General features: G+C 68.2%; 23 protein-coding genes. 3 read left to right on the plus strand and 20 right to left on the minus strand.

Translation table 11 applies throughout. The features are described 5' to 3' along the window. Positions 1–150 precede the first annotated feature (150 nt). The 11 genes from ftsA to ftsW all read right to left on the minus strand — a co-directional run bounded on the left by ftsA (position 151) and on the right by ftsW (position 9,986). Positions 151–1,485, minus strand: a complete 1,335-nt coding sequence (ftsA, locus tag BMX57_RS10265; protein WP_092366498.1) for a cell division protein FtsA — start codon at positions 1,483–1,485, stop codon at positions 151–153. 7 nt (positions 1,486–1,492) lie between these two features. Beyond that, on the minus strand, positions 1,493–2,359 hold the full coding sequence (locus BMX57_RS10270) for a cell division protein FtsQ/DivIB (protein WP_308419733.1): 867 nt from the start codon (positions 2,357–2,359) through the stop codon (positions 1,493–1,495). Further along, the gene (locus BMX57_RS10275) at positions 2,347–3,225 is read right to left on the minus strand and encodes a D-alanine--D-alanine ligase (protein WP_425304904.1); all 879 of its coding nucleotides are present in this window, start codon (positions 3,223–3,225) and stop codon (positions 2,347–2,349) included. The genes BMX57_RS10270 and BMX57_RS10275 overlap by 13 nt, the downstream gene beginning before the upstream one ends. 130 nt (positions 3,226–3,355) lie before the next feature. Then, positions 3,356–4,306 (minus strand): UDP-N-acetylmuramate dehydrogenase, encoded by a 951-nt coding sequence (gene murB / locus BMX57_RS10280; protein WP_092366132.1) that lies wholly within the window; start codon positions 4,304–4,306, stop codon positions 3,356–3,358. Continuing rightward, positions 4,303–4,596 (minus strand): hypothetical protein, encoded by a 294-nt coding sequence (locus tag BMX57_RS10285; protein WP_092366135.1) that lies wholly within the window; start codon positions 4,594–4,596, stop codon positions 4,303–4,305. Before BMX57_RS10285 ends, murB begins: the two co-directional genes overlap by 4 nt. Before the next feature lie 28 nt (positions 4,597–4,624). Next, positions 4,625–4,891 (minus strand): DUF2484 family protein, encoded by a 267-nt coding sequence (locus tag BMX57_RS10290; protein ID WP_092366138.1) that lies wholly within the window; start codon positions 4,889–4,891, stop codon positions 4,625–4,627. Next, complete coding sequence (locus BMX57_RS10295) at positions 4,888–5,145, minus strand: DUF2484 family protein (RefSeq protein ID WP_092366141.1); 258 nt, start codon at positions 5,143–5,145, stop codon at positions 4,888–4,890. Before BMX57_RS10295 ends, BMX57_RS10290 begins: the two co-directional genes overlap by 4 nt. Next, on the minus strand, positions 5,142–6,329 hold the full coding sequence (locus BMX57_RS10300) for an APC family permease (protein ID WP_092366144.1): 1,188 nt from the start codon (positions 6,327–6,329) through the stop codon (positions 5,142–5,144). Before BMX57_RS10300 ends, BMX57_RS10295 begins: the two co-directional genes overlap by 4 nt. Positions 6,330–6,331: 2 nt before the next feature. Next, positions 6,332–7,729 (minus strand): UDP-N-acetylmuramate--L-alanine ligase, encoded by a 1,398-nt coding sequence (gene murC / locus BMX57_RS10305; protein WP_092366147.1) that lies wholly within the window; start codon positions 7,727–7,729, stop codon positions 6,332–6,334. After that, positions 7,726–8,823 carry a UDP-N-acetylglucosamine--N-acetylmuramyl-(pentapeptide) pyrophosphoryl-undecaprenol N-acetylglucosamine transferase gene (locus BMX57_RS10310; protein ID WP_092366150.1) on the minus strand — a complete coding sequence of 366 codons (1,098 nt, stop codon included), beginning with the start codon at positions 8,821–8,823 and terminating at the stop codon, positions 7,726–7,728. The genes murC and BMX57_RS10310 overlap by 4 nt, the downstream gene beginning before the upstream one ends. Next, positions 8,820–9,986, minus strand: a complete 1,167-nt coding sequence (gene ftsW / locus BMX57_RS10315) for a putative lipid II flippase FtsW (RefSeq protein ID WP_092366153.1) — start codon at positions 9,984–9,986, stop codon at positions 8,820–8,822. Before ftsW ends, BMX57_RS10310 begins: the two co-directional genes overlap by 4 nt. 128 nt (positions 9,987–10,114) lie before the next feature. On the opposite strand from ftsW, the gene BMX57_RS10320 reads away from it, so the two are divergent. Next, positions 10,115–11,296 carry a BaiN/RdsA family NAD(P)/FAD-dependent oxidoreductase gene (locus BMX57_RS10320; RefSeq protein ID WP_092366156.1) on the plus strand — a complete coding sequence of 394 codons (1,182 nt, stop codon included), beginning with the start codon at positions 10,115–10,117 and terminating at the stop codon, positions 11,294–11,296. Between the two features lie 67 nt (positions 11,297–11,363). Here the strand turns inward: BMX57_RS10320 and murD are convergent, their stop codons facing one another. The 8 genes from murD to mraZ form a co-directional block, all read right to left on the minus strand. Next, complete coding sequence (gene murD / locus BMX57_RS10325; protein WP_092366159.1) at positions 11,364–12,764, minus strand: UDP-N-acetylmuramoyl-L-alanine--D-glutamate ligase; 1,401 nt, start codon at positions 12,762–12,764, stop codon at positions 11,364–11,366. 108 nt (positions 12,765–12,872) lie between these two features. Next, the gene (gene mraY / locus BMX57_RS10330; protein WP_092366162.1) at positions 12,873–13,955 is read right to left on the minus strand and encodes a phospho-N-acetylmuramoyl-pentapeptide-transferase; all 1,083 of its coding nucleotides are present in this window, start codon (positions 13,953–13,955) and stop codon (positions 12,873–12,875) included. Positions 13,956–13,979: 24 nt separating this feature from the next. Further along, positions 13,980–15,374, minus strand: a complete 1,395-nt coding sequence (locus BMX57_RS10335) for a UDP-N-acetylmuramoyl-tripeptide--D-alanyl-D-alanine ligase (RefSeq protein WP_092366166.1) — start codon at positions 15,372–15,374, stop codon at positions 13,980–13,982. Next, positions 15,371–16,852: a UDP-N-acetylmuramoyl-L-alanyl-D-glutamate--2,6-diaminopimelate ligase gene (locus BMX57_RS10340; protein WP_092366169.1), complete on the minus strand. Its 1,482-nt coding sequence runs from the start codon at positions 16,850–16,852 to the stop codon at positions 15,371–15,373. Before BMX57_RS10340 ends, BMX57_RS10335 begins: the two co-directional genes overlap by 4 nt. Before the next feature lie 19 nt (positions 16,853–16,871). Further along, positions 16,872–18,659 (minus strand): peptidoglycan D,D-transpeptidase FtsI family protein, encoded by a 1,788-nt coding sequence (locus BMX57_RS10345; RefSeq protein ID WP_092366172.1) that lies wholly within the window; start codon positions 18,657–18,659, stop codon positions 16,872–16,874. Next, entirely contained in the window at positions 18,656–19,024 is a 369-nt protein-coding gene (gene ftsL / locus BMX57_RS10350) for a cell division protein FtsL (RefSeq protein ID WP_092366175.1), read from the minus strand. Before ftsL ends, BMX57_RS10345 begins: the two co-directional genes overlap by 4 nt. Then, complete coding sequence (gene rsmH / locus BMX57_RS10355) at positions 19,021–20,016, minus strand: 16S rRNA (cytosine(1402)-N(4))-methyltransferase RsmH (protein ID WP_092366177.1); 996 nt, start codon at positions 20,014–20,016, stop codon at positions 19,021–19,023. The genes ftsL and rsmH overlap by 4 nt, the downstream gene beginning before the upstream one ends. A gap of 4 nt (positions 20,017–20,020) precedes the next feature. Beyond that, the gene (gene mraZ, locus BMX57_RS10360) at positions 20,021–20,539 is read right to left on the minus strand and encodes a division/cell wall cluster transcriptional repressor MraZ (protein WP_092366180.1); all 519 of its coding nucleotides are present in this window, start codon (positions 20,537–20,539) and stop codon (positions 20,021–20,023) included. A 916-nt stretch (positions 20,540–21,455) separates the two neighbouring features. Here mraZ and BMX57_RS10365 point away from each other — a divergent pair. Then, a complete protein-coding gene (locus BMX57_RS10365; protein WP_092366182.1) occupies positions 21,456–21,680 on the plus strand; it encodes a DUF1127 domain-containing protein in 225 nt (74 codons plus the stop codon). A gap of 451 nt (positions 21,681–22,131) precedes the next feature. Here BMX57_RS10365 and BMX57_RS10375 read toward each other — a convergent pair whose 3' ends face one another. Next, on the minus strand, positions 22,132–24,465 hold the full coding sequence (locus tag BMX57_RS10375; RefSeq protein ID WP_092366187.1) for an ATP-dependent helicase: 2,334 nt from the start codon (positions 24,463–24,465) through the stop codon (positions 22,132–22,134). Between the two features lie 107 nt (positions 24,466–24,572). On the opposite strand from BMX57_RS10375, the gene BMX57_RS10380 reads away from it, so the two are divergent. Then, positions 24,573–25,736 carry an alpha-hydroxy acid oxidase gene (locus BMX57_RS10380; protein WP_177175433.1) on the plus strand — a complete coding sequence of 388 codons (1,164 nt, stop codon included), beginning with the start codon at positions 24,573–24,575 and terminating at the stop codon, positions 25,734–25,736. Positions 25,737–25,760 lie beyond the last annotated feature (24 nt).

Here is a 25,760-nt window from a genome sequence, read left to right on the forward strand (position 1 = left end):
GTCCGATGGCACAACGCAAACCTCGCCCGCCGCCCGAAAGGCGTGGGAATCAGCGTCTCTGCTGCGGGGTCTGCCCGACCCTCTCGGCATCTCTTTCGGCGGATGCCCTGTTCGTTATCCTTACCACGTCCCGCGCGGCCTGTCACATGCCTACCAGTTGTCGCGGAACCATTTCACCGCCCGCTTGAACGAGCGCGCGGGGTAGCGGTCCACCGGGATCTCGAAATCCCACCATTCGTCCTGCGGATGCGCGGCAAAGAGGCTCAGGCCCACCGCGCTGGAAAAGCCCGGCCCGGTCGCCGATTGCGGCAGGCCGTGGACGCGCAGCGGGCGGCCCAGGCGCACGCGCTGGCCCAGGATGCGGCTGGCCAGCCCGTCCAGCCCCATGATCTGGCTGCCGCCGCCGGTCAGCACGATCTGCTGGCTGGGCAGGTGGTCGAAGCCGGCGGCATCGAGACGGGCGCGCACCTCTTCCAGGATCTCCTCGACACGGGGGCGCATGATGCCGATCAGCTCGGCGCGGCTGACCGTGCGGCGGTCATGTTCCCAGTCGCCGGTATCGCCGCCAATGTCGATCATGTCGCGGTCGTCGGCGCCGGTGGCGTGCACGCCGCCGCAGAATGTCTTGATCCGCTCGGCATTGGCGGTGGGCACGCCGAGCCCCATCGAGATGTCCCCGGTCACGTGGTCGCCGCCCATGCGCACGCAATCGGCGAATATCATGTGTTTGCGCATGAAGATCGACACGCTGGTGGTGCCGCCGCCCATGTCGATACAGGCCGCGCCCAGTTCCTGCTCATCCTCGACCAGCGCGGAGATGCCCGAGACATAGGCCGAGTTGGCGATGCCCGCCAGTTCCAGGTCGCACCGCTTGATGCAGTGCACGAGGTTGTGGATGGCGCTGGCATCCACGGTCAGCATGTGCATGTCCACCGACAGGGTCTGGCCCAGCTGCCCGCGCGGATCGATCAGGCCCGAGCGGTTGTCGAGCGAGAAATTCACCGGCTGCGCGTGCAGCACCTCGCGGCCCGCGCCGTATTCCGGCACGTCGCAGGCGTTCAGCACCCGGCCGATCTCGGCCTCGGTGACGATCTGTTCGTCCAGCTCGACCTCGGCATCGAGACCGTAGGAGCGCGGATTGGCCCCCGAGAAACAGGCGATGACGTGATCGACACGGATCTCGGCCATCTTCTGCGCTGCCTGCAGGGCGGTGCGGATGGCGCGCTCGGTCTCCTGCATGGCATCGACCTCGCCGAACCTGACGCCGCGGGCGCGGGTGGTGGCGGCGCCGATCACCCGGAACCCGGTCTGTCCGGCCATCGAGCCGATGGAGTTGTCCTCGCTCAGCCGCCCGGTGCCGTCGAAGCGCAGCACCAGGCAGGCGATCTTGGAGCTGCCCACGTCCAGAATGGCCACCACGCCCCGCTGCATCGCCTGGCGGCGCATCTGCCGCATGGCGCGCTGGGACTGATAGAGATCCGTCATCATCGCTTCAATGCCCGTCCCCGTCTGGAGTCTTGATCCGCCACCATTCGCGGTTGGCGTTTTCCGTCATTCTTACCGTCGGACGCTGCGACAGGCGCATGTCGACCACCGCCACGTCGCGTTCCAGAAGATCCTGCACCTCGTTGACCGCCAGCACCCGTTCCAGCGCCGGCACCGGGCGCTCCGAGGGCAGCTGGATGCGCTGGTCGCGGTCCAGCACCACGTCCCAGCGCCGCTTTCCGATGCGCACCAGGCCGCGCAGCCGGTCGCCCAGCGGACGCGCCGCCGTGATCAGCGCCAGCGCCTCTTCGACCCGTTTATCCGCCCCTTCGCCGGCGATCAGCGGCAGATCGGACCGCGCCGCGCGACTGGGCAGCGTGTCGATATGGGCACCGCTCTCGTCCAGCAGCCGCACGCCGCTGCGGGTCCGCCACACGACCACGGGCTGCCGCTCGACGACATCGACCTGCAGGATACCGCCGGGCCGGACGCGGACGGCGACGGATCTCACCTGGCTCAGCTCGGCCACCTGGGCGCGCAGCCGGTCGAGGTCGAGGTCGAAGGAGCTGATCGGGAAATCCAGCGCCGACACCGTGCGGATGTGGCCGGCCAGTTTCGGCCCGGCCCCGTCGATGGCCATGAGCTTGACCATGAATTCGGGGCGCTGCTCGATCGAGGCGCGCATTTCCGCGATTTCGGCAATCAGCGCATCGCGGCGGTCCGCATCGGCCAGGAATGCGCCGCCGGCGATGGCGACCAGGCAGACCGGCACGCCGACCTTCAGGCCCAGCCGGATGCCGGGCGTCAGCATCCAGCGCTGGATCCGGTAGCTCAGGCGCGACGGCGCGGGATCGGAGCGTTTCAGCGATGGCACGAGGCGTCCTCCACCATCCAGGCGCAGAGCTGGCCGAAACTCATGCCGACATGCGCGGCCTGCTCGGGCACCAGCGAGGTCGGCGTCAGGCCCGGCTGGGTGTTCGTCTCCAGCAGGATCAGACCGTCGCGCCCGCGCGCCTCGTCCCAGCGGAAATCGGTGCGGCTGACACCCCGGCACCCCAGGGCCTCATGGGCGCGCAGGGCGAAATCCATGCACAGATCGAAGATCTCGGCCGGGATGTCGGCGGGCAGCACGTGGCGCGACCCGCCGGGCTTGTACTTGGCGTCGTAGTCGTACCAGCCGTCGGTCAGGATGTCGGTCACGGTCAGCGCCCGGTCGCCGACCACGGTTGTGGTCATCTCGCGCCCCGGGGCATAGGTCTCGACCATCACCTGATCGGGCATGGTGGCGGCCAGCTGCGGCGGGCCGTTGGCGGCCTCGTGCACGATATAGATGCCGACCGAAGAGCCCTCGTTGTTGGGCTTGACCACATAGGGCGGCGTCAGCACGTGACCCTTCATCACCGCGGATTTTCCGGCGATCACGCTTTCGACCACCGGCAGCCCGGCGGTCCTGTAGACCTCCTTGCTGCGCTGCTTGTCCATCGCCAGCGCCGAGGCCAGCACGCCGGAATTCGTATAGGGAATGCCCAGCCATTCCAGCAGCCCCTGCACGCAGCCATCCTCGCCCCAGCGGCCATGCAGGGCGTTGAAGACGACAACCGGTTGAAGTTCCTGCAAACGGGCACAGAGATCGGGGCCGGCATCAAGCTCGACCACGTCATACCCTTCACCCCGAAGCGCGGCTGCGCATTCGCGCCCGCTGCTGAGCGATACCTCGCGCTCAGCCGAGGGCCCGCCCATCAATACCGCCACCCTGGGGGTTGTCCCGCTCGACTGACCCACAACAGTGCCTCAATGTCCCCGGGCCTTATTCTGCTGGCCCGTGTTCCTCAATCTGCCGCGCAGCCGCCCCGGTTTGTGCCTGAAGGGGTTATCGCTGCCGGGCTTGATCCTCACCCGGGTCGCCGACCCGCATGATTTCCCACTCTAGCGTTATCCCACTGGACTCGTAAACCTTTTTTCGCACGTCCTCGCCCAGACCTTCGAGGTCGGCGGCCGTGGCATCGCCCGTGTTGATGAGGAAGTTCGAGTGTTTCTCGCTCATTTGCGCGCCACCACGCCGCGCGCCGCGCATGCCGGCGGCGTCGATCACCGCCCAGGCCTTGAGGTCGTGCAAGTCGTCGGCCCGACCGGTCGACGAGAACCCCGCCGGGTTGCGAAAGGTCGAACCCGCGCTGCGGTCCTTGGTGGGCTGGGTCGCATCGCGCCTGGCCAGCTGTTCGGCCATGCGGGCGTGCAGCGTGTCAAGATCACCGGACGGCGCCTGGAAAGTGGCCTCAATCAGCACTGCTCCCTCGGGCAGGTCGGTCTGGCGGTAGCGGAAGTTCAACTCGTCTGCGCTCAGCGTCACGATCTCGCCCGTGCGCAGCACCGCACGGGCCGAGACGAACACATCGGCAACATAAGAGCCGTAGCACCCGGCATTCATCCGCACCGCGCCGCCGATGGACCCGGGAATGGTGCGCAGGAAGGTCAGGTCAATCCCGGCATCCGCGGCCTTGCGCGCCACATGCGCGTCCAGCGCGGCGGCGCCGGCCGTGACCCGGTTGCCCTCGATGGTGATCGCGTTGAACCCGCGCCCAAGCCGGATCACCACCGCCCGCAATCCCCCGTCGCGCACGATCAGGTTGGATCCGACGCCCATCGGAAAGACCGGCGTGGCCGGATCGAGCCGGCCCAGGAAATCCGCCAGATCCTCGGTATCGGCAGGCTGAAAGAAATAGTCCGCCGGTCCACCCACGCGCAGCCAGGTCAGGTCGGCCAGCACCCGGCCTTGCGTCAGGCGCCCGCGCGGAGCCTGATCGGCAGCTGCGGCTGTCACCGCGCCGCCCGCTTGCGCAGCGCCCGGCCGCCCAGCGTGCCCATGGTCGCCGACAGGAGGGCCGGCAGGACGCCGCCGGTCAGGGCGATGAACGGGCCAAAGGCGGACTCTTCCTCGCCGGGGCCGATCGTGGCCAGCCAGACGATCAGGCCCAGCGCCGCAACCGACAGCAGCACCGGCAGCACCCACAGCCCGCGCCCGGTCAGGTAGCGCCCCGCGACAAGGCCCGCGACTGCACCGGTCAGAAAGGCGATCAGCGGCAGATAGGTGATGGTCGAGACTGTATCCATGGCAGGGGCTCCGGTGCGGGCAAGGGGGTTATTTCCTGACCGCGTTCTTGCCCTCCCAGGCCGTCCTTGTCCACCGGGTCAGGTAGATCACCGGCCAGCGCAGCACGGACATGCCCGCAGCCAGCGCGATCAGCCCCACCCAGGGCCCGTTCTCATAGGTGACATAGCCCAGCAGCGGGATGCCGATGGCGATCAGCACATAGGCCCGCCGCCAGTGGTTGTCCCGGCTTGGCAGCATCGCCAGCAGGTTCGCGGTCAGTGCCCAGAAACATGCCATGATCAGAGACAGCGTCATGCCTGCGGTCCTCCTGTCGATACGCCGCGCATCTTCGACCAGAAATGGCGCAGCGGCCTGCGGAACATGGACACGAAGGCCGCCAGTCCCGCCAGCGCCCAGAGCCATCCATGCGCCGCGCCCAGCCAGACGATCAGCACCGGCGCTGCCAGCAGCAGGAGGATCCCCGGCGGGAATTGCAGCCGCATCGGCATCAGCGCCACTACCGTCGCGGCGATGGCCCAGGCGACCGAGAGAAGAACCGGCGTGCTCATAGCAACCCTCCGACAGCGACGGCAAAAGCAGCCAGCGCCAGCACGAGGCCAAGGACCGGCACGGCCATCGGCACCCGGAACGCGGCCTCGGGCGCGCGGCGCTTCTGGACGATCAGGGCCGTGTTCACCAGCACGAACACCGCCAGCAGGATCGCCGAGGTGGTCTCGGCCAACGTGCTGAGCGAGACGTAGAGCGCGGCCAGGATCACCGCCGTTCCGATCAGCGCCGTGGCCAGGACCGGCGTACCGAAACGGGGATGGGCGCGGTGGAACACGGCCAGCGCCGAGCTGCGCTTGCCCAGCCCGAACAAGACCCGGCTGGCCATGACGATCTGTGCCAGCACGCCGTTCAGGGCGGCAAACACCGCGATTGTCGAGAGGAACGCGCCGCCGCCACCTCGCGCGGTCTGCCAGACCAGTGCAAGCGGGCTTTCGGACCCGGCCAATTCGGCAAGCGGCACGGCGCGCACGGCGGCGAAGCTGACCAGTGCGTAAATCGCCGTGGTGATCGCCAGCGAGATCAGGATCGCCAGCGGCAGGGTTCGGGTCGGATTTTCGGTCTCTTCGGCCATGTTGACGATGTCTTCGAAGCCGATGAAGGCGAAGAAGGCCAGCACGCCGGCCAGGCCGATTCCGGTCCATGCGGGCGGTGCCGCCGCAGTCCAGTCCGGCGCAGGGGCGGCCCCCAGCCCGGCCCAGACCACCAGCGCCAGCCCCGCCAGCTCGATCAATGTGAAGACCGCAGCGAGGGCCAGGCTTTCCAGCACGCCGGCAATCGCGACCAATGTCAGCATGCCGCCCAGCAGCCCGATTCCGACGGCCGGAGCGATGTCGATCACCGTGGTCAGATAGCCGACACCGCCGCGCAGGACCGCGCCGGCCGAGACGGTCCCGGCAACGGCAACGCCCAGGCCCACCAGCAGCGCCAGCGCCTGGCTGTTCAGACCGGTACCGACAAAAGCCGCCTCGCCGGCCGCTTCTGGCAGACGAGTGGAGAATTCGGCATAGCTGAGCGCGGTGGGCGCGGCGATGGCCCCGGCGATGAGAAAGGCGAGCGGTGCCCAGATCCCGGCCTGCCCGGCAATGGCGCCGACCAGAACATAGATCCCGGCACCGACCATGACGCCGACCCCGTAGGCCGTGAGCAGGCCCGGACCGATGCGACGCTTGAGCGGTTCGGACACGTCTAGCCCTCCAGTTGCTCCGGCAGTTCGTTGGCCCAGGTGCTGATGGTGCCGGCGCCCAGGCAGACGACCATGTCGCCAGGTCGGGCCTGTTCGCGGACCATGCGCACCAGATCCTCCTGGTTCAATATGGCACGAGCATGGCGATGACCGTGGCGGATCAGCCCGGCCACCAGGTCGTCGCGGCCCGCCCCCGCGATCGGATCCTCGCCGGCGCCGTAGACATCGGCGATGGCGACCACGTCGGCCTCGTTGAAACAGGTGCAGAAATCGTCGAACAGGTTGGACAGGCGGGAATAGCGGTGCGGCTGGTGCACGGCGATCACCCGCCCTTCGCTGGCCTGGCGCGCGGCGCGCAGCACGGCGGCGATCTCGACCGGATGGTGGCCGTAGTCGTCGATGATGGTCACGCCATCCACCTCGCCCACCTTGGTAAAGCGCCGGTTCACGCCGCCGAAGGCCGCCAGCGCCTCGCGGATCTCGGCCGTCTTCATGCCCAGGTGGCGCGCCACCGTCACCGCGCTCAGCGCGTTCGAGACGTTGTGATCGCCGGGCATCGGCAGGGTGCAGCCCTCGATCACCTGGTCCTCGTGCTGCAGATGCACGTCGAAATGCGCCACGCCGCCCTTGTAGGTCAGGTTCACCGCCCGCACATCGGCCTGCGTGTTGAACCCGTAGGTGCGCACGCGGCGGTCGGTGATCCGCCCGACCAGGGCCTGAACCTCGGCATGGTCGGTGCAGCAGACCGCCAGCCCGTAGAACGGAATGTTCGAGACGAATTCGTGGAACCCGTCGCGCAACCGGTCGAAATCGCCCCAATGCTCCATATGCTCGGGGTCGATATTGGTGACCACCGCGATGGTCGCGGGCAGGCGGTTGAACGAGCCGTCGCTCTCGTCGGCCTCGACCACCATCCATTCGCCCTGCCCCATCCGCGCGTTCGAGCCATAGGCGTGGATGATGCCGCCGTTGATCACCGTGGGATCGAAGCCGCCGGCCACCATCAGCTCGGCCATCATCGTCGTGGTGGTGGTCTTGCCGTGCGTACCGGCGATGGCGACGTTGGATTTCAGCCGCATGAGCTCCGCCAGCATGTCGGCCCGGCGCACCACCGGCAGGCCCTGCAGCCGCGCCTCGTCCAGCTCGGGATTGCCCGGCTTGATCGCCGAGGAGATCACGACCACCGCCGCGCCCTCGAGGTTCTCGGCGCGCTGGCCTTCGAAAATCTCGGCCCCCAGACCGGCCAGCCGCTCGGTGATCTTGCTGGATTTGAGGTCGGAGCCCTGCACCCGGTAGCCGAGGTTGAGCAGCACCTCGGCAATGCCCGACATGCCGATCCCGCCGATGCCGACAAAGTGAATCGGGCCCACATCCTGCGGCAGTTTCGTCGCCGGGTTCATGCGCTTTCCTTCCCTGCAAGGGCTTCGACAAAGGCGGCAAGCCGTTCGGTCGCGTCCGGCGTGCCCGCCGACAGCGCGGCATGGGCCATCTGCACGGCGGCGTCGGGGTTCCCGAGCACCGCCGCGATCTGCTCGGTCAGCGCATCCGCGTCAAGCGCCCGTTCGGGGATCATCACGGCGGCATCGGCCTGGGTCAGCATCCGCGCGTTGGCGGTCTGGTGGTCGCCGGCGGCAGCGGCATAGGGGACCAGGATCGCGGGCCGCCCGATCACCGCGATATCGGCAATCGACGAGGCCCCGGCCCGGCTGATCACCAGCTGCGCCTCGGACATGCGGCGCGGCACGTCGCGGAAGAACGGTTGCACATCTGCGTCGATACCATGTTCGGCATAGAACCCCGCGACCCGGTCGCCGTCCTCCTCGCGCGCCTGGTGGCTGACCCGCAGGTGGCGGCGCAGCGGCTCGGGCAGCGCGGCGATGGCCGGCGGCACCACGTCGCTGAGGATGCGCGCGCCCTGGCTGCCGCCCATCACCAGCACCGACATCGGATAGTCGCCCGGCGGAATATAGGGCGCGCCCGCGCGCTCCATCACGGCGGCGCGCACCGGGTTTCCCACATGCGCCCCCTCGGCGCCCTCGGGCAGGTCGGTGGGCCAGACGCCGCAGGCGACCCCGGCGACGCGGGTGGCGAAGACCTGGTTGACCCGGCCCAGAACGCCGTTCTGTTCGTGTATCATGCGCGGCAGCTTGAGCAGGGTCGCCGCCGCCAGCGCCGGGATCGACGGGTAGCCGCCAAAGCCCACGACGGCGTCCGGCCGGTCGCGCGTCAATTGCCAGACCATCCTGGCCACGCCGCCCGCGATCCGCGGCGCGGCCGCCAGCTTGCCCAGCGCACCGCCGCGGGCGAAGGTGGCCGAGCTGACCTGGGTGATCTCGGTGGAATGGGGATAGCCGCCGGTATAGCGCGCGCCGCGCGCGTCGGTCGACAGGCGCACCCGCCAGCCGCGGTTCAGCATCGCCTCGGCCAGCGCCTGGGCGGGGAACATATGCCCGCCGGTACCACCGGCGGCGATCAGCAGATAGGGTCGGCTCATCGCGCCCGTCCGCGCAGAATGTCGCCCAGCTCGCCCTGCGGCCGGGTGCGGGTGAAACAAAGCAGCATGCCCACCGCGATGCCGCCTGCGATCAGCGACGAGCCGCCGTAGCTGACGAAGGGCAGCGTCATGCCCTTGGCCGGCAGCAGGCGCACGGCGACGCCCATGTTGATCATCGCCTGCACCCCGAACATCGCCGCCAGCCCGGTTCCGGCCAGCCGGATGAACGGGTCCCGCTCACGCATCAGCCGCAGCATCGAGCGCACCACGATCAGCGTGTAGAGCGCGATGATGATCAGCACCAGGACCAGCCCGTATTCCTCGGCCGCCACCGCGATGATGAAATCGGTATGGGCATCGGGCAGCGACCATTTCACCTGCCCCTCGCCCACGCCGACGCCGAACAGCCCGCCCTCGCGGATGGCGTTCGTGGCATAGCCCAGCTGCGTCGTCGGATCGACATCCGGGCTGAGGAAGCCGTCGATGCGGCGCGCGAAATGCTCGGAACTGGAATAGGCCAGCATGCCGCCCAGAACCACGATGCCCGCCAAGCCAAGCAGGATCACCATGGGCGCGCCGGCCACGAAATACATCACGCCCCAGCCGAACAGGATCAGACAGGCCTGGCCGAAATCGGGCTGCACGACCAGCATCGCCACGATCGCCAGGCACAGTGCAAAGGACCAAAGCCGCCCCGGCGGGCCGTTGATCTCCTGGCTGGCGGCAAAGAGCCACGCGGCCACCACCACGAAGCCGGGCTTGAGGAATTCCGACGGCTGCAGCGAGGCGAAACCCAGCGAATACCAGCGCACCGCGCCCTTGCCGAAATCGGTACCGAAAAAGGGCAGCAGCGCCAGCGCCACGAAGGACACGAGAAAGCCCAGCACCGCGAGCCGGCGCACCAGCACCGGCGACATCATCGAGGTCAGCAGCATCGCCACGATGGCCAACCCGCCGAAAACCGCCTGCCGCTCCACATAGTAGAACGGCTCGAACCCGTTGCGCGCCGCCAGCGGCGGCGAGGAGGCCAGCCCGAGCAGCAACCCCGTCACGAACAGGAGCAGCACACAGGACATCGACCATTTGTCGAGCGTTCGCCACCATTTGGGAAGAATCGGTTCGCCGCCCCGGTCCGGGACCGCGCCATATACCATCTCGGTCATGAGACCACCGCCAAATCTGCCTCGTTCACGTCCCGTTGTTCGGGATCTGTCGCAACTCTACATCCAATTGCCCGGCCTGACCACCCTCTTCCCCTTGCGCTGCGCGGCATTTCGCGCCACGGGGACGCATGGATTTCGACACCGTCATTCTCGGCGCCGGCGCCGCCGGCATGATGTGCGCGACCCATTGCGGCGGGCGGGTTCTGGTCATCGACCATGCCCGCGCGCCGGGCGAAAAGATCCGTATCTCGGGCGGCGGTCGCTGCAACTTCACCAACCTGCATACCGAGCCGGCCAATTTCCTGTCGGGCAACCCGCATTTCTGCAAATCGGCCCTGGCGCGCTATACCCAGTGGGATTTCATCGACCTGGTGGACCGCCACGGCATCGCCTGGCACGAAAAGACGCTGGGCCAGCTGTTCTGCGACGGCTCGTCGCGGCAGATCGTGTCGCTGCTGCTGTCCGAGATGGAGGCCGCCGGCGCGACCCTGTGGCTGTCGAGCAGCCTGCGCGACCTGGCCCGCACCGAAGGCGGGTTCCGCATGGGTGTCGAGCGCGACGGCACACGGCAGGACCTCACCTGCCGCAACCTCGTGCTCGCCACGGGCGGCAAGTCGATTCCCAGGATGGGCGCCACCGGCCTTGCCTATGACATCGCGCGGCAATTCGGCCTGGCGGTCACCGAGACGCGACCGGCGCTGGTGCCGTTCACCTTTCCCGAGGGCCGGTTCCGCCCGCTGGCCGGCGTGGCGACGCCGGTGCGCCTGTCGAACCGCCGCACCAGCTTCGACGAGGCGATGCTCTTCACCCATCGCGGTCTCTCCGGCCCGGCGGTGCTGCAGCTGTCCTCCTATTGGCGCGAGGGTGAGGAGATCTCGGTCGACCTGGCGCCGGACGGGCAGCTGCTGGACCACCTGCGCCGGGGGCGGCAGGACAACGGGCGCCGGGCGCTCAAGACCGAACTGGCGCAGCACCTGCCAACCCGGCTGGTGGACGAGATCTGCAAGGACCGCGACCTCGCCGGCAACCTCGCCGACCAGTCCGACGCGCGGCTGCAGGCGCTCTGCGACCATCTCCGTGACTGGCGGCTCACCCCGTCGGGCACCGAAGGATACCGCACCGCCGAAGTCACACTGGGCGGCATCGACACCGCTGGCCTGTCCTCGCGCAGCATGGAGGCCAAGACCGTTCCCGGGCTCTACGCCATCGGCGAGGCCGTGGATGTCACCGGCTGGCTGGGGGGCTACAATTTCCAGTGGGCCTGGGCCTCGGGCCATGCCGCGGGCACCGCGATCGCCGCCGCGCGCTGATCCGCCTTCATCTTTTGACAAATACTCCGGGGGAGTCCGCTCGCAGAGCGGACGGGGGCAGCGCCCCCTAACCCGCCAACCGCCTCTGCACCTCGGCCACGAAATCCTCGCCGCGCCGCTCGAAATTGTCATATTGGTCGAAACTGGCCGCGGCCGGGGCCAGAAGCACCGTGTCGCCCGGCTGAGCCTCGGCCATCGCCCGCGCCACGGCCTGGGCCATCGTCGTGCAGATCTCGGCCTCGACATCCAGTTGCAGGGCAAAGCCCGCGGCCTCGCGCCCGATGACATAGGCCTTGGCGACAGCCTCCGTGGCCCCGCGCAGGCCCGCCAGCCCGCCCTCCTTCTCCAGCCCGCCGCAGATCCAGCGGATGCTGCCGAAGGCGCGCAAGGCCTTGGCGGCGCTGTCCACATTGGTGGCCTTGCTGTCGTTCACATAGGTCACGCCACCGGCCTCGGCGACGATCTGGCTGCGATGCGGCAGGCCGGGATAGGAGGCCAGCGCCGCCTCGATCACGCGCGGCGCCAGGCCCAGAGTGCGGCAGGCGGCATAGGCGGCGCAGGCGTTCTGGTGGTTGTGCACGCCCGGCAGCCCCTTGATGGCACGCAGGTCGATGGCGGCCGCCTGGCGGCCCTTGCGGACCTCGGACAGGAAGCCCTTGCGGGCATAGACCTGCCAGCCCGGCCCGGTCAGCTTGCGGGTGACCGACACGCGCAGCACGCGGTCGTCCGCCGCACCCTCGGCCAGCTGGTTGGCCAGGAACGCGCCCTCGCTCTCGTCCACGCCGATCACCGCGCGGTCCGGACCGCCCTCGGTGAAAAGCCGGCGCTTGGCGGCGAAATAACCGCCCATGCCGCCATGCCGGTCCAGGTGGTCGGGGCTCAGGTTGGTGAACACGGCAACATCCGGCGTCAGCGCGCGCGCAAGCTCGGTCTGGTAGCTGCTGAGTTCCAGCACCACGACCGACCCTTCTCCGCCCGGCGAGATGTCGAGGACGCCGCGCCCGATATTTCCGGCCAGCTGCGCCGGCCGGCCGGCCTCGGTCAGGATGTGGTGGATCAGCGCGGCGGTTGTGGACTTGCCGTTCGAGCCGGTCACCGCAACCACGCGCGGCACCACATCCAGCTCGTCCCAGCCCGGCGCCGCGAAGGAGCGGAAGAAGAGCCCGATATCGTTGTCGAGCGGCACGCCCGCTTCCAGCGCGGCGGCCACGACCGGGTTCGGCGCGGGGTAGAGATGCGGAATGCCGGGGCTGACGATCAGCGCCGCCACATCCTCGAGCGCGCCGTGCCGCGTGAGGTCGGAACAGGCATAGCCCTCGGCCTCGGCCTCGGCGCGGGTGGCGGGGTTGTCGTCCCAGCAGACCGGCTCGGCGCCGCCGGCGCGCAGGGCGCGGGCGCTGGCCAGCCCGGACCGGCCAAGCCCCAGGACCGCGACGCGCCGGCCGCGATATCCGCGCACCGGGATCACCGGGCGGCCCTTCGGGGGCTCTGCCCCCGTCGCGCAGGGCGCGACTCCCCCGACGTATTTTCGGCAAGAGGAAAGCTGGGGTGCGGGCGGGTCATGGCGGCGTCAGGATCAGCGAACCTTGAGCGTGGCCAGGCCGATCATGGCGAGGATCACGGAGATGATCCAGAATCGAATCACGATGGTCGGCTCGGCCCAGCCCTTCTTTTCATAGTGGTGATGGATCGGGGCCATCAGGAACACGCGTTTGCCGGTGCGCTTGAAATAGATCACCTGGACGATGACGCTGAGCGCCTCGACCACGAAGAGGCCGCCGACGATGGCCAGTACAAGCTCGTGCTTTGTGGCGACCGCGATGGCGCCCAGCGCGCCGCCAAGAGCGAGGCTGCCGGTATCGCCCATGAACACCGCCGCCGGGGGCGCGTTGTACCACAGGAAGCCCAGCCCGCCGCCGAACAGCGCGGCGGAGAATATCAGGATCTCGCCGGTGCCGGGCACGTAGTGCACGTCGAGATATTCGGTGAAGTCCACCCGGCCCACCGCATAGGCGATCACGCCCAGCGTCGAGGCCGCGATCATCACGGGCATGATCGCCAGCCCGTCCAGCCCGTCGGTCAGGTTCACCGCGTTGGCGGCGCCGACGATCACGCAGATCGAGAACGGCACGTAGAAGAGGCCGAGGTTTATCAGCGTGTTCTTGAAGATCGGCAGCGCCAGCTGGTTCTGCAATTCGGCGGGGTGGTTGTAGGAGGCCCAGACCGCGGCCAGGACCGCGATCACGATGCCCAGCGCCAGCCGCAGCTTGCCGGGCACACCCTTGGTGGTCTGCTTGGACACCTTGGCATAGTCGTCGGCAAAGCCGATCAGCGCATAGGCCAGCGTCACCAGCAGGACCAGCCAGACATATGGGTTGTCCAGCCGCGCCCAGAGCAGCGTCGAGGTGAGCAGCGCGCCAACGATCAGCAACCCGCCCATCGTGGGCGTTCCGGCCTTGGACATATGCCCCTCGGGGCCGTCATCGCGGATCGGCTGGCCCTTGCCCTGCCGCCGGCGCAGCACGCCGATCAGCGGCTTGCCGAACAGGAACCCGAAGACCAGCGCCGTCATGAAGGCCCCGCCGGCCCGGAAGGTGATATAGCGGAAGAGGTTGAAGAAGTCCCCCCCGTCCGACAGGGCGGTCAGCCAATACAGCATGTCAGTACGGTCCCAATCTGTCCTTCAATCCTCTGCCCCGGCCCCATGACCCATTTCCCGGATCGCGTCAACGACGCGGGCCATCCCGACGCTCAGCGAGCCCTTGACCAGCACCACGTCGCCCGCGCGCAGCAGGTCGGGCAGGCGCGCGGCCAGCCCGTCGGCGGTCTCGTCCCATTCGCCGCGCCGGTCGGTCGGCAGCGCGTCATGCAGCGACCGCATCAACGGCCCGATGCAATGGACCACGTCGACGCCGCCCATCGCGGGCAGTTCGGCCAGCTCTGCGTGCAGCTCCGCGGCCTGCGGCCCCAGTTCCTTCATGTCGCCCAGGATGGCGACCCGGCGGCGCCCCTCGGCCGCCGCCAGGACATCGAGCGCCGCGCCGACCGAGGCCGGGTTGGCGTTGTAGCTGTCGTCGAACAGCTCGAGCGCGCCGCCGGTGGCCAGCGCCACCTTGCGGCGCACGCCGCGCCCGCGGTAGGGTCGCCAGTCGCGCAGGCCGGTCAGCGCGCCGATCAGATCGGCGCCGAGCGCCGCGCAGGCGGCCAGCGCGCCCAGCGCGTTCATGGCGAAATGCGCCCCGGCCGAGTTGATGCGGAAGCCCAGGATCGACCCGTAGATATCGGCCTTGGCGCGCGTCACCTGGCCCTCCACCTCGACCTCGGCCAGACGGAAATCGCGGGCGGTGCGGCCAAAGCTGATCGGCGTTGCGCCAAGCCTGGCCGCCTTGTCGCGCAGGATCTGCGCCTGGGGGATATCGGCGTTGAGCACAGCCACGCCGCCCCGGGGCAGTCCGTCATAGATCGCGGCCTTCTCCTGAGCGATACCCTCGATCGAGTCGAAGGCCTCGAGATGTGCGGCCGCCACCGTCGTCACCAGCGCCACATGCGGGCGCGCCATGCGCGCCAGCGGATCGATCTCGCCGGGGTGGTTCATGCCGATCTCGATGATCGCGTAGTCGGTGTCGCGCGGCATCCGGGCCAGCGTCAGCGGAACGCCCCAATGGTTGTTGTAGCTGGCCACGCTGGCATGGGTCTCGCCCTGATCCTGCAGCATGCAGAGCAACATTTCCTTGGTCGAGGTCTTGCCGACGCTGCCGGTCACTGCCACCACGCGCGCGGCGCAACGGTCACGACCCGCGCGGCCCAGCGACTCGAGCGCGGTCTGCACGTCGTCAACGATCAGCAACGGCGCGTCCTCGGCCACGCCCTCGGGCCGGCGCGAGACCAGCGCCGCGGCGGCCCCTTTCTCAAGCGCCTGGGCCACGAATTCATGCCCGTCCCTTGTCGCGGTGAGCGCCACGAACAGGTCGCCCGGCTCCAGTGTCCTTGTGTCGATCGACACGCCCGAGGCCTGCCAGTAGCCGGTCGCCTGCCCGCCGGTGGCGCGGGCGGCCTCGGTTGAGGTCCACAGTGTCATGGCACCCTCCCGTCCAGCGCGGTAACCGCGACGCTGGCCTGTTCGGCGTCGTCGAAGGGCAGCACGTCGTCGCCGACGATCTGCCCGCTTTCATGCCCCTTGCCCGCGATCAGAAGCGCGTCGCCCGGCTGCAGCGCATCGACGCCGCGCAGGATGGCCTCGGCCCGGTCGCCGACCTCGACCGCGCCGGGGGCGCCGGCCAACACCGCGGCGCGGATCGTCGCGGGATCCTCGCTGCGCGGGTTGTCGTCGGTGACAAAGACGATGTCGGCATTCGCCGCGGCGGCCTGACCCATCAGCGGGCGTTTCCCGGCATCCCGGTCGCCGCCGGCGCCGACGATGACCACCAGCCGGCCCATCACATGCGGGCGCAACGCGCGCAGGGCGGTGGTCACGGCATCCGGGGTGTGGGCGAAATCGACGAAGACCGCCGCGCCGTTGTCGCGGGTGGCGGCCAGCTGCATCCGCCCGCGCACGGTGGTCAGATGCGGCAGCGTCTCGAACACGCGATCGGGCGCGTCGCCTGCCGCGATGGCCAGGCCGCAGGCCAGCAGGACGTTCTCGGCCTGGAAGCCGCCGATCAGACCCAGGCGTGCCTGGTGCGCTTGACCCTGCCAGGTGAACCGCAGGTCCTGGCCGGTGGCGTCGAAGCGCTGGTTCATCAGGCTGAGATCGCAGGGCCCGCGCCCCACCGTCAGAACCGTCTGGCCCCGGGCGGCCGCGACGGCGCGCATCTCGGCGCCCTTGGGGTCGTCCATGTTGACGACCGCCGTGCCCTCGGGCGGCAGCACGCGGCGGAACAGGCCGGCCTTGGCGGCGAAATAGGCGTCGAAACTGTCGTGGTAGTCCAGGTGGTCCTGGCTGAAATTCGAGAACCCCGCCGCGGCCAGGCGCACCCCGTCCAGCCGGCGCTGCTCCAGCCCGTGCGAGGACGCCTCCATCGCCGCATGGGTCACGCCCTGTTCCGTGGCCTGCGCCAGGGCACGGTGCAGGGTGATCGGCTCGGGCGTGGTGTGGGCCAGGGGCGCGGTCCAGGCGCCTTCGACACCGGTGGTGCCCAGGTTGACCGCCGCGTGGCCCAGCTCGGTCCAGATCTGGCGCAGGAAGGTCGCCACGGAGGTCTTGCCGTTGGTGCCGGTCACCGCCACCACGGTATCGGGCTGGGCGCCGAACCACAGAGAGGCGGTAAAGGCCAGCGTCTGCCGGGGATCGTCCACCACGACCAAGGCTGCGTCCGAGGCGGCCAGCTCGGTCGCCGCGATGCGCGCGCCTTCGGCGTCGGTCAGGATGGCCGAGGCGCCCATGCGCAGGGCGTATTGGATGAATTCGCCGCCATGCACACGGGTTCCGGGCAGAGCGGCGAAGAGGTGGCCGTCTTTCACGTCGCGGCTGTCCACCGCCAGCCCGGTGATCCGCGGGTCGCGTCCGCCCCGGGCGGTCAGGGCCAGTTGGCTGAGTGGTCTTGCCGTGTCGCCCATGTCGCCCCCGCGCGTCCGTCTAGTTCGAGGTCAGGGTTATACCCGCCTTCTCCCCCGCTGCAAGCTTGGGCCGCAGACCCAGCAGAGGGGCGACACGACCGATCAGCTCGGCCGCCACGGGTACAGCGGTCCAGCCCGCGGTGCGCCGCTTCTCGCCGTAGGCCACGATCGAGGGCTCGTCCAGCGCAACGACCAGGACGAATTGCGGGTCGCTGGAGGGAAAGACCGAGGCGAAGGTGGCGATCACCTTGTCCTCGTAATACCCGCCGCGCGGCCGCGGCTTGTCGGCCGTGCCGGTCTTGCCGCCCACCTCATAGCCGGGAACCTCGCCGAAGCTTGCGGTGCCGCTGGTGACGACCTTGCGCAGCATATCGCGTGCCTGCCCGGCGGCATTGGCCGACATCACGCGGGGGCCATATTGCGCGCCGGACTTCTTCAGGACCGTCGGGCTGACGTAGTACCCGCCATTCGCGATCGCCGCATAGCTGGCGGCCAGGTGCATCGGACTGGTCGACAGCCCGTGTCCATAAGAGATGGTCACGGTGCTCAGCTCGCCCCAGTTCTTGGGCTTGAGCGGATGGCCGCCGGCGGCCTCGACGATCTCGAACGGGGTCGGTTCGAACAGGCCCAGCGCGCCCAGGAACTCCTGCTGCCGCTGCGCGCCGATATGCAGCGCCAGCCGCCCGGTGCCACGGTTCGAGCTCTTGACGATCACGTCGGCGACACTCAGCTTGCCATAGTTCTTGTTGCGGAACTCGCCGATGCGGAAGCCGCCGACCTTCATCGGGCCCGCAGTGTCGATCACCGTGTCGGAATTGACCAGGCCGAGGTCGATGGCCTGCGCCGCGGTGAATATCTTGTAGACCGAACCCAGCTCATAGACGCCCTGTACGTAGCGGTTGAACAGGGGGCTGTCAGAGGGATCGAACCCGCTGGTGGGCGGGTTTGGGCGGTCGTTGGGATCAAAGGACGGCAGCGAGGCGGCGGCCACCACCTCGCCGGTATGCACATTCATCAGGACCGCCGAGGCGCCCTTGGCGTTCATGATCTTCATGCCGCCGAACAGCACCCGCTCGACAGCGGTCTGCACGGTCAGGTCCAGCGACAGCTGCAGCGGCTTGGCGCCGTTGGCGGGGTCGCGCAGATAGCCGTCGAACCGCTTTTCGACACCGGCCACGCCGATCACCTCGGCCGAAGAGACGCCTTCCTTGCCGAAACTGGCGCCGCCCAGGATATGCGCGGCAAGCTGACCATTGGGATAGAGCCGCATCTCGCGCGGGCCGAACAGCAGGCCGGGATCGCCGATGTCGTGAACCGCCTGTTTCTGCTCGGGGCTGATGCGCTTCTTGATCCACAGGAACTTGCGCTTGCCGGTGAAGTCCTTGATCAGCCGGTCGCGGTCGAGATCGGGGAACACCGCGACGAGACCGTCCGCGGCGGCCACCGGATCGACCATCAGAGGCGGCTGGGCATAAAGCGAATGGGTCTCGAAATTGGTGGCCAGGATGCGCCCGTGCCGGTCGACGATATCGGCGCGCTGCGCGGCGATGCGGGCGCCGGGCGCGCTGGCGACCGGTTCGCGCGCCTCGGACAGGGCCAGCGCGCCCATGCGCCCGCCCACGACGCCGAACGCGAGCAGGAAGAACGCCCCCAGCACCAGAAGCCGCCCCTCGGCCCGGGCGCGGGTCTTGTCGCGCATGGCCTCGTGGCGGCGGCGGATGTTCTCGCGTTCGATGGTGTCGGGGTTCTCGCCCTTGTCACGGGCGGCGAGGATGCGGGCCAGCGGCCTGAGCGGCGTGCGGATCATGGAAACTGCTCCTGCGCAAAGGCCGACACGTCAACCGAGTCGAGGATCGGCAGATCGAAGTTCAGCTCCGGCTCGGGCTCGGGCGGATAGGCCACCTGGTCGACCCGGCCGAACTGGTCGGCGCGCAGCGGCAGCAGGCCCAGCCGGTCGAAATTCAGGTCGGCCAGCTCGCGCAGGCGGTCGGGGCGGTTGAGATAGGCCCATTCGGCGCGCAGCACGTTCAACCGGACTTGCGCCGCGCCGATCTCGTGTTGCAGGGTCTTGGTCTGCTTGACCACCAGCTGGGTGCGATAGTTCTCCTGGTAGGCCCAGAGCGCCAGGCCGAACACCGCCAGTGCGGTGAGTACGTAGATCACGCTTTTCATCTCGTCCCCCTCGCCGGCTGCGGCATGCCGATTGATTTCGCGTCCACCGCCCCCGACGGCGCGTCGGTTCGCTCGGCCACGCGCAGCTTGGCCGAGCGCGAGCGCGGATTCTCGGCCAGTTCGCGGTCGTCGGGACCGATGGCCTTGCGCGACAGAAGCCGGAACTGCGGCGCGTCCTCTTCGATCTCCGGCGCAAAGCGGTTGGCCCGCCCGGTCTTGCCCGCGCGGGTCTGGAGGAACCGCTTGACCATGCGGTCCTCGGTGGAGTGGAACGAGACGACCGCCAGCTTGCCGCCGGGCGCAAGCGCGCGTTCGGCGGCCATGAGCCCCTGGAACAACTCGTCATATTCGGCGTTCACTGCGATGCGGATGGCCTGAAAACTGCGGGTCGCCGGGTGCGACTGGCCGGGCTTGGCGCGCGGCAGGCAGCCCTCGATGATGCCCGCCAGGCGCGTTGTCGTGGTAATCGGCTCCGCCGCCCGCTCGCGCAGGATGGCGCGGGCGATGCGGCGGCTCGCACGTTCCTCGCCGTAATGGAACAGGATGTCGGCCAGTTCGGCCTCGGAGGCGGAATTGACCAGATCGGCGGCGCTTTCACCCTCCTGGCTCATGCGCATGTCCAGCGGGCCGTCCTTGAGAAAGGAGAACCCGCGCTCGGCCCGGTCGAGCTGCATCGAGGAGACGCCCAGGTCCAGCACCACGCCGTCCAGGCCGCTGGCATAGTCGTCCATCCGGGAAAACACGCCCTGCTGCATGACCAGACGGTCGCCATAGTCCTGCGCCCAGCCCCGGGCCATCTCGAAGGCCAGCGGGTCACGGTCGACCGCGATGACCTTCTCGGCCCCGGCCTCGAACAACCCGCGGGTATAGCCGCCCGCGCCGAAAGTGCCGTCAAGCCAGGTGCCGCGCACCGGCGCAACCGCCGACAGCAACGGGCGCAGAAGAACGGGAATGTGGGGATCGGCAGGCGGTGTGGCGGCAGCAGCGGACATGGGCCTAGCCGCCCCCCTGCCCGTCAGATGCCGGGCCGTCAAGGAATTGCAACGGATCGAAATCCTCGGGCAGCTCGTCCAGCCACTCCTCGGTGGCGGCCAGCTCCTCGGCCTCGTAGGTCTCGGGCTTCCAGATCTGGAAGGTGTCGCCGGCGGCGATGAAGAACGCCTCGCCCTCGAGCCCGATCTTGCCGCGCAGCTTGGCGGGCAGGACCAGCCGCCCGGTCTCGTCCACGTTGGTGGGAAAGGACTGGCCGTGGAACAGGCGCTGCAGCATCTTGCGCTGCATCGACCCGCGCGGCAGCGCGTCGATCTTGGCATCGACCTCGTCGATCGCCTCCATCGTGTAGCATTCCAGGTATTTGCGGCGGTGATCGCCATAGACGATGACAAGGTCGGGATTGCCGCCGGAGTGCCAGTTGGGATCGCCCGCTTCCAGGACACGGCGAAACGAGGCCGGGATCGACACCCTGCCCTTTGCATCCACCTTGTGGTGGCTTTCGCCTCTGAACCTGCGCGCCAAGCCGACTGTCCCTTTCGCTTTGCGCCGTTGCGACTTGCCCCCGAAACTGAAAACGGCGGGTTGATCTGCTGCCACTGATCAACCCGCCGCATTTACCCGCGCTTGACGGGATGTCCGACTGCGCGCGCCACCTGGGGGGATGTCTGCTCGCTCGCGCGCCGGATCTCTTTGTTCGATGAAAGCGAAGGGCCTGTATGAAACCTGCTTTTTTGTTTTGGTTCGGGGTCGTTTGCTTGCCCCTGCGTCCTCGTCCTCATCGGATGAATTAGGGATGCCATGGGAATTCATGGAAATCAACAACGAAATTCACCCTAAAGCAGATTCGAAGCGACGGTAAGACTCGGGAACCGTATGGAAATACTGACCGTAAGTCCAAACCGACACCATATATGAGACATCTTTTCCAGATGAACACTATATAGAGTGCTCCCAGCCTTGGCCCAGAATCCTCCCATCAATTCCCAAGTTTTTTCACCTCAACCCACACAACTCTTGTATTTTCCTGTTTTGTTCTTTTTGCAAAGGCCGAATCAAGCCTGTCCACAATCAAATCGAACGCGGCTGGCACGCACTTAGGGACGCCTTGCAGCCGCGGCCCATGCTTTCCCGTGCCGGACCCGCCAGAAGAGAAAGCGTTCGAAGCGTGCCTGAATGCCGGGCGGTTCGCACGAATATTGGACCCCCGCCCGCAGCCGGTGTCCGCCCGCGCCGGATCCGACGCTGCGTCAACACCGGCCGGGGCCAATGAAAACCCGCACTTGGCCCGCACTTTGGGGATTTACCCCGTCAATCTATGCACTTGCTGCATAGCGGCATTGATGTTGAAAGGCATTGTGCACTCGCAGCATTTGCCTATCTTCAGCCTCAAGCAACGCCGCGATGCTGCGGCTTAACTGCAAGAAGAAGGTCAAGACTCATGGCTGCTACCAGCGATTTCAGCGCCGCAAAATCCCTCGAAGCATCCGGCTTCGCCACCCTGCTCGACAACCTGGTCACCCGGTTCACCCAGTACCGCCTGTATCGCCAGACGGTGAATGAACTGTCGGAATTGTCGAACCGCGAGCTGGACGATCTGGGCCTCAACCGCTCGATGATCCGCCGCGTGGCCTACCAGGCAGCCTACGAGAACGGCGGCGCCTGAACGAATTTCGATTTCAGATCCGCGCCTCCTCCCTAGCGGATCTGGATTCTGCGGCGGCATCCTCCTCCTCCCTGATGTCGCCGCACCAGATACCGGCCACGCGCCGGCACCAGATGCACCCGGGTCTCTCCTCCTCCCTGGCCCGGATGCAGCACCAGCGGCAGCGCCCCTCCTCCTCCCTGGGCGCTGCCGCCAACCACATACCGGGCCTGACGCCCGGGACCGGACGCATCGGGGTCTCTCCTCCTCCCTGACACCGATGCTGTTGAGAGCGGCGGCACCTTCCTCCTCCCTGGTGCCGCCGCTTCTTTTTCAGCGACAATCACAAAAGAGCAGCCGAACGCGCCGCGACGGGCCCGCCGATGCCTCGGGGTTCGGGATATGCCGGGAACGGATATGCGTCGACAGGACCGCGCCGGACGCTGATCGACGCGGAATGGTCAGCGTGGCGTCAGAACGGCACGTCGTCCTTGGCCGACAGGAACCGGGCGACGACCTTCTTGGTGCCGGCCTTGTCGAACGCGACCTCGACCTTGTCCCCTTCGATCTCGATCACCGCGCCATAGCCGAATTTCTGGTGGAACACCCGCTCGCCGATGGTGAAGCTCGCCACCGCCTCCATGTCGATCACGGTGTTGCGGGATTCGCGGGGCTGCGACATCCCGCGCTGCCCCTGCCGCGCCTGCAGCCGCTTCCAGCCCGGCGAGTTGTAGACATTGGCCTCGGCCGCGCGGGATTCAATCCCCGGGGCCGGCATCCCGCCACCGCCATAGAGGCCGGGCGGGGTCAGCACCTCGACGTGATCCTCGGGCAATTCGTCGATGAACCGCGAGGGCATCGCGTTCTGCCACTGCCCGAACACCCGCCGGTTGGCGGCGAACGAGATCGTGCACAGTTCCTCGGCGCGGGTGATGCCCACATAGGCCAGCCGGCGCTCCTCCTCCAGGCCCTTGAGCCCGCTTTCGTCCATGCTGCGCTGGGATGGGAACAGCCCGTCCTCCCAGCCCGGCAGGAACACCGCGGGAAACTCCAGCCCCTTGGCCGCGTGCAGGGTCATGATCGAGACCTTGCGCTCGGCATCCTGGCTCTCGTTGTCCATGATCAGGCTGACATGCTCCAGGAAACCCTGCAGGTTCTCGAACCCCTCCAGCGCCTTGACCAGTTCCTTGAGGTTTTCCAGCCGCCCCGGCGCCTCGGGCGTCTTGTCGTTCTGCCAATGGGCGGTATAGCCGGATTCGTCCAGCACGATCTCGGCCAGCTCCATATGGCTGAGATCGGCATCCTCGACCATGCGGCCCCAGCGCGCGAGGTCACCCACCAGCTGGCCCAGCGCCGCGCCGCCCTTGCCCTTGATCAGCCCCTGCTCCAGCGCGAGCCGCGCGCCCTCGACGAGGCTGACACCATGCGCGCGGGCGGTGATCTGGATGGTCTGCTGCGCCTTGTCGCCCAGCCCCCGCTTGGGCGTGTTGACGATGCGTTCAAAGGCCAGGTCGTCGGCGGGCGAGACCACCAGCCGGAAATAGGCCATGGCATCGCGGATCTCCATCCGCTCGTAGAAGCGCGGGCCGCCGATCACCCGGTAGGGCAGGCCGATGGTCAGGAACCTGTCCTCGAAGGCGCGCATCTGGTGGCTTGCACGAACCAGGATCGCGATCTCGTCGAGGTGGAAGGACCGCATCCCGCGGGTGCCGCCCTGCATCGCGTCGATCTCCTCGCCGATCCAGCGCGCCTCCTCTTCGCCGTCCCAGTGGCCGATCAGGCGAACCTTCTCGCCACCCTCTGCGTCGGTCCACAGCTCCTTGCCCAGCCGCCCCTCGTTGCCGCGGATCACGTTCGAGGCGGCGGCCAGGATATGCGGGGTCGAGCGGTAGTTCTGCTCCAGCCGCACCACATGGGCGCCGGGAAAGTCCTTTTCGAATCGCAGGATGTTGCCCACCTCGGCACCGCGCCAGCCATAGATGGACTGGTCGTCGTCGCCCACGCAACAGATGTTCCTGTGCGCCCCGGCCAGCAGGCGCAGCCACATGTACTGGGCGACGTTGGTGTCCTGGTATTCGTCCACCAGCACGTAGCGGAACCAGCGCTGGTATTGCTCGAGCACGTCCTGATGGGTCTGGAAGATCGTGACCATGTGCAATAGCAGGTCGCCGAAATCGACCGCGTTCAGCTCGCGCAGGCGGGTCTGGTATTGGGCGTAGAGGTCGACCCCCTTGCGGTTATAGGCCCCCGCATCCGCCGCCGGCACTCTGTCGGGCGTCAGCGCGCGGTTCTTCCAGCCGTCGATGATCCCGGCCAGCATCCGCGCGGGCCAGCGCTTGTCGTCGATGCCGGCCGCCTGCACCAGCTGCTTGAGCAGGCGCAGCTGGTCGTCGGTGTCGAGGATGGTGAAGTTCGATTTCAGCCCCGCCAGTTCCGCGTGCCGTCGCAGCAGCTTGACGCAGATGGCGTGGAAAGTGCCCAGCCAGGGCATGCCCTCGGCGGGCTGGCCCAACATCCGCCCCACGCGGGCCTTCATCTCGCGCGCGGCCTTGTTGGTGAATGTCACCGCCAGGATCTCGTTCGGGCGCGCCTTGCCGGTCATCAGCAGATGCACGATCCGCGCCGTCAGCGCCTTGGTCTTGCCGGTGCCCGCCCCGGCCAGCATCAGCACCGGCCCGTCCAACCGCTCCACCGCCGCGCGTTGCGCCGGGTTGAGATCGTCCAGATAGGGGCTGGGCCGCGCCGCCATCGCACGGGCCGACAGCGAGGCGCCCTCGAAGGCGTCCATTTCGTCGAAACTGCTCATGCCGCGACTCTAGCGGCAATGAGGGGTGAGATAAAGACACGTTCGCACTATGTTCCTGCAAGCCTCACACTGGACAGCGGCAGGCGTTCCAGCCCAGATTGCGGCGCATGGATCTGCACAGCACCTGCCCCGGCCTCGATGATCTGAAATGGCGCGCGAAGCGGCGGCTTCCGCGGTTTGTCTGGGAGTATCTCGACAGCGGCACCGGGGTCGAGGCCACGAAGGCGCGCAACCGGGCCGCTCTGGATGCGGTCGGGTTCGAGCCTTCGATCCTGCACGGGCCGCTGGAATTCGACCTCGGTGTCGATTTCCTGGGACACGCGCGGCCGCTGCCCTTCGGTATCGCGCCGGTGGGCATGTCGGGGCTGATCTGGCCCGGGGCCGAGATCCACCTGGCCCGTTGTGCGGCCGAGGCCGGCCTGCCCTATACGCTTTCCACCGTGGCCAGCCTCAGCCCCGAGGACCTGGCGCCGCATCTGGGTGAGGATGCCTGGTTCCAGCTCTACCCGCCCAAGGACCCCGAGATCCGGGCCGATCTGCTGGAGCGGGCGCGGCGGGCCGGGTTCCGCACGCTTGTCCTGACGGTCGATGTGCCGGTCGCCTCGCGGCGCGAGCGTCAGACCCGCTCGGGGCTGACCCAGCCGCCGAAACTGACGCCGCGGTTGCTGGCGCAGGTTGCGCTGCGGCCGGCCTGGGCTGTCGGCATGGCGCGCGCGGGCATGCCGCGGATGCGGACGCTGGACAAGTATATCACCGGCGCGGCGGCCGGCCTGCCACCCACGGCGCATATCGGATATCTGCTGCGCACTTCGCCGGATCTGGACTATGTCAGGTGGCTGCGCGACCACTGGGACGGGCCGTTCGTGATCAAGGGCGTCCTGCGCGCCCGCGATGCCGCCCCGCTCGAGGCGGCGGGTGTCGATGCGCTCTGGGTGTCGAACCATGCGGGCCGGCAGTTCGACGGCGCCCCGGCCACGATCGAGGCCTTGCCCGAGATCCGGGCCGCAACACGCCTGCCGCTGATCTTCGACAGCGGCGTCGAGGGCGGGCTCGACATCCTGCGCGCCATTTCCCTGGGCGCGGATTACGTGATGCTGGGCCGGGCCTTCCACGTGGCGCTGGCCGCGCTCGGCCCCGGCGGCCCGGCGCATCTGGTCGAGATCCTGCGCCGGGATCTCGAGGCGAACATGGGCCAGTTGGGCGCCGCCCGCCTGTCGGATTTGCCGCCCACGCGGCCGCTCGGTCCGCTCACGCGGCCGGAAACATCTTGACATGATGCGCCAATGCGGCGTGTT

Source organism: Cribrihabitans marinus (assembly GCF_900109035.1).
Classification (GTDB): domain Bacteria; phylum Pseudomonadota; class Alphaproteobacteria; order Rhodobacterales; family Rhodobacteraceae; genus Cribrihabitans; species Cribrihabitans marinus.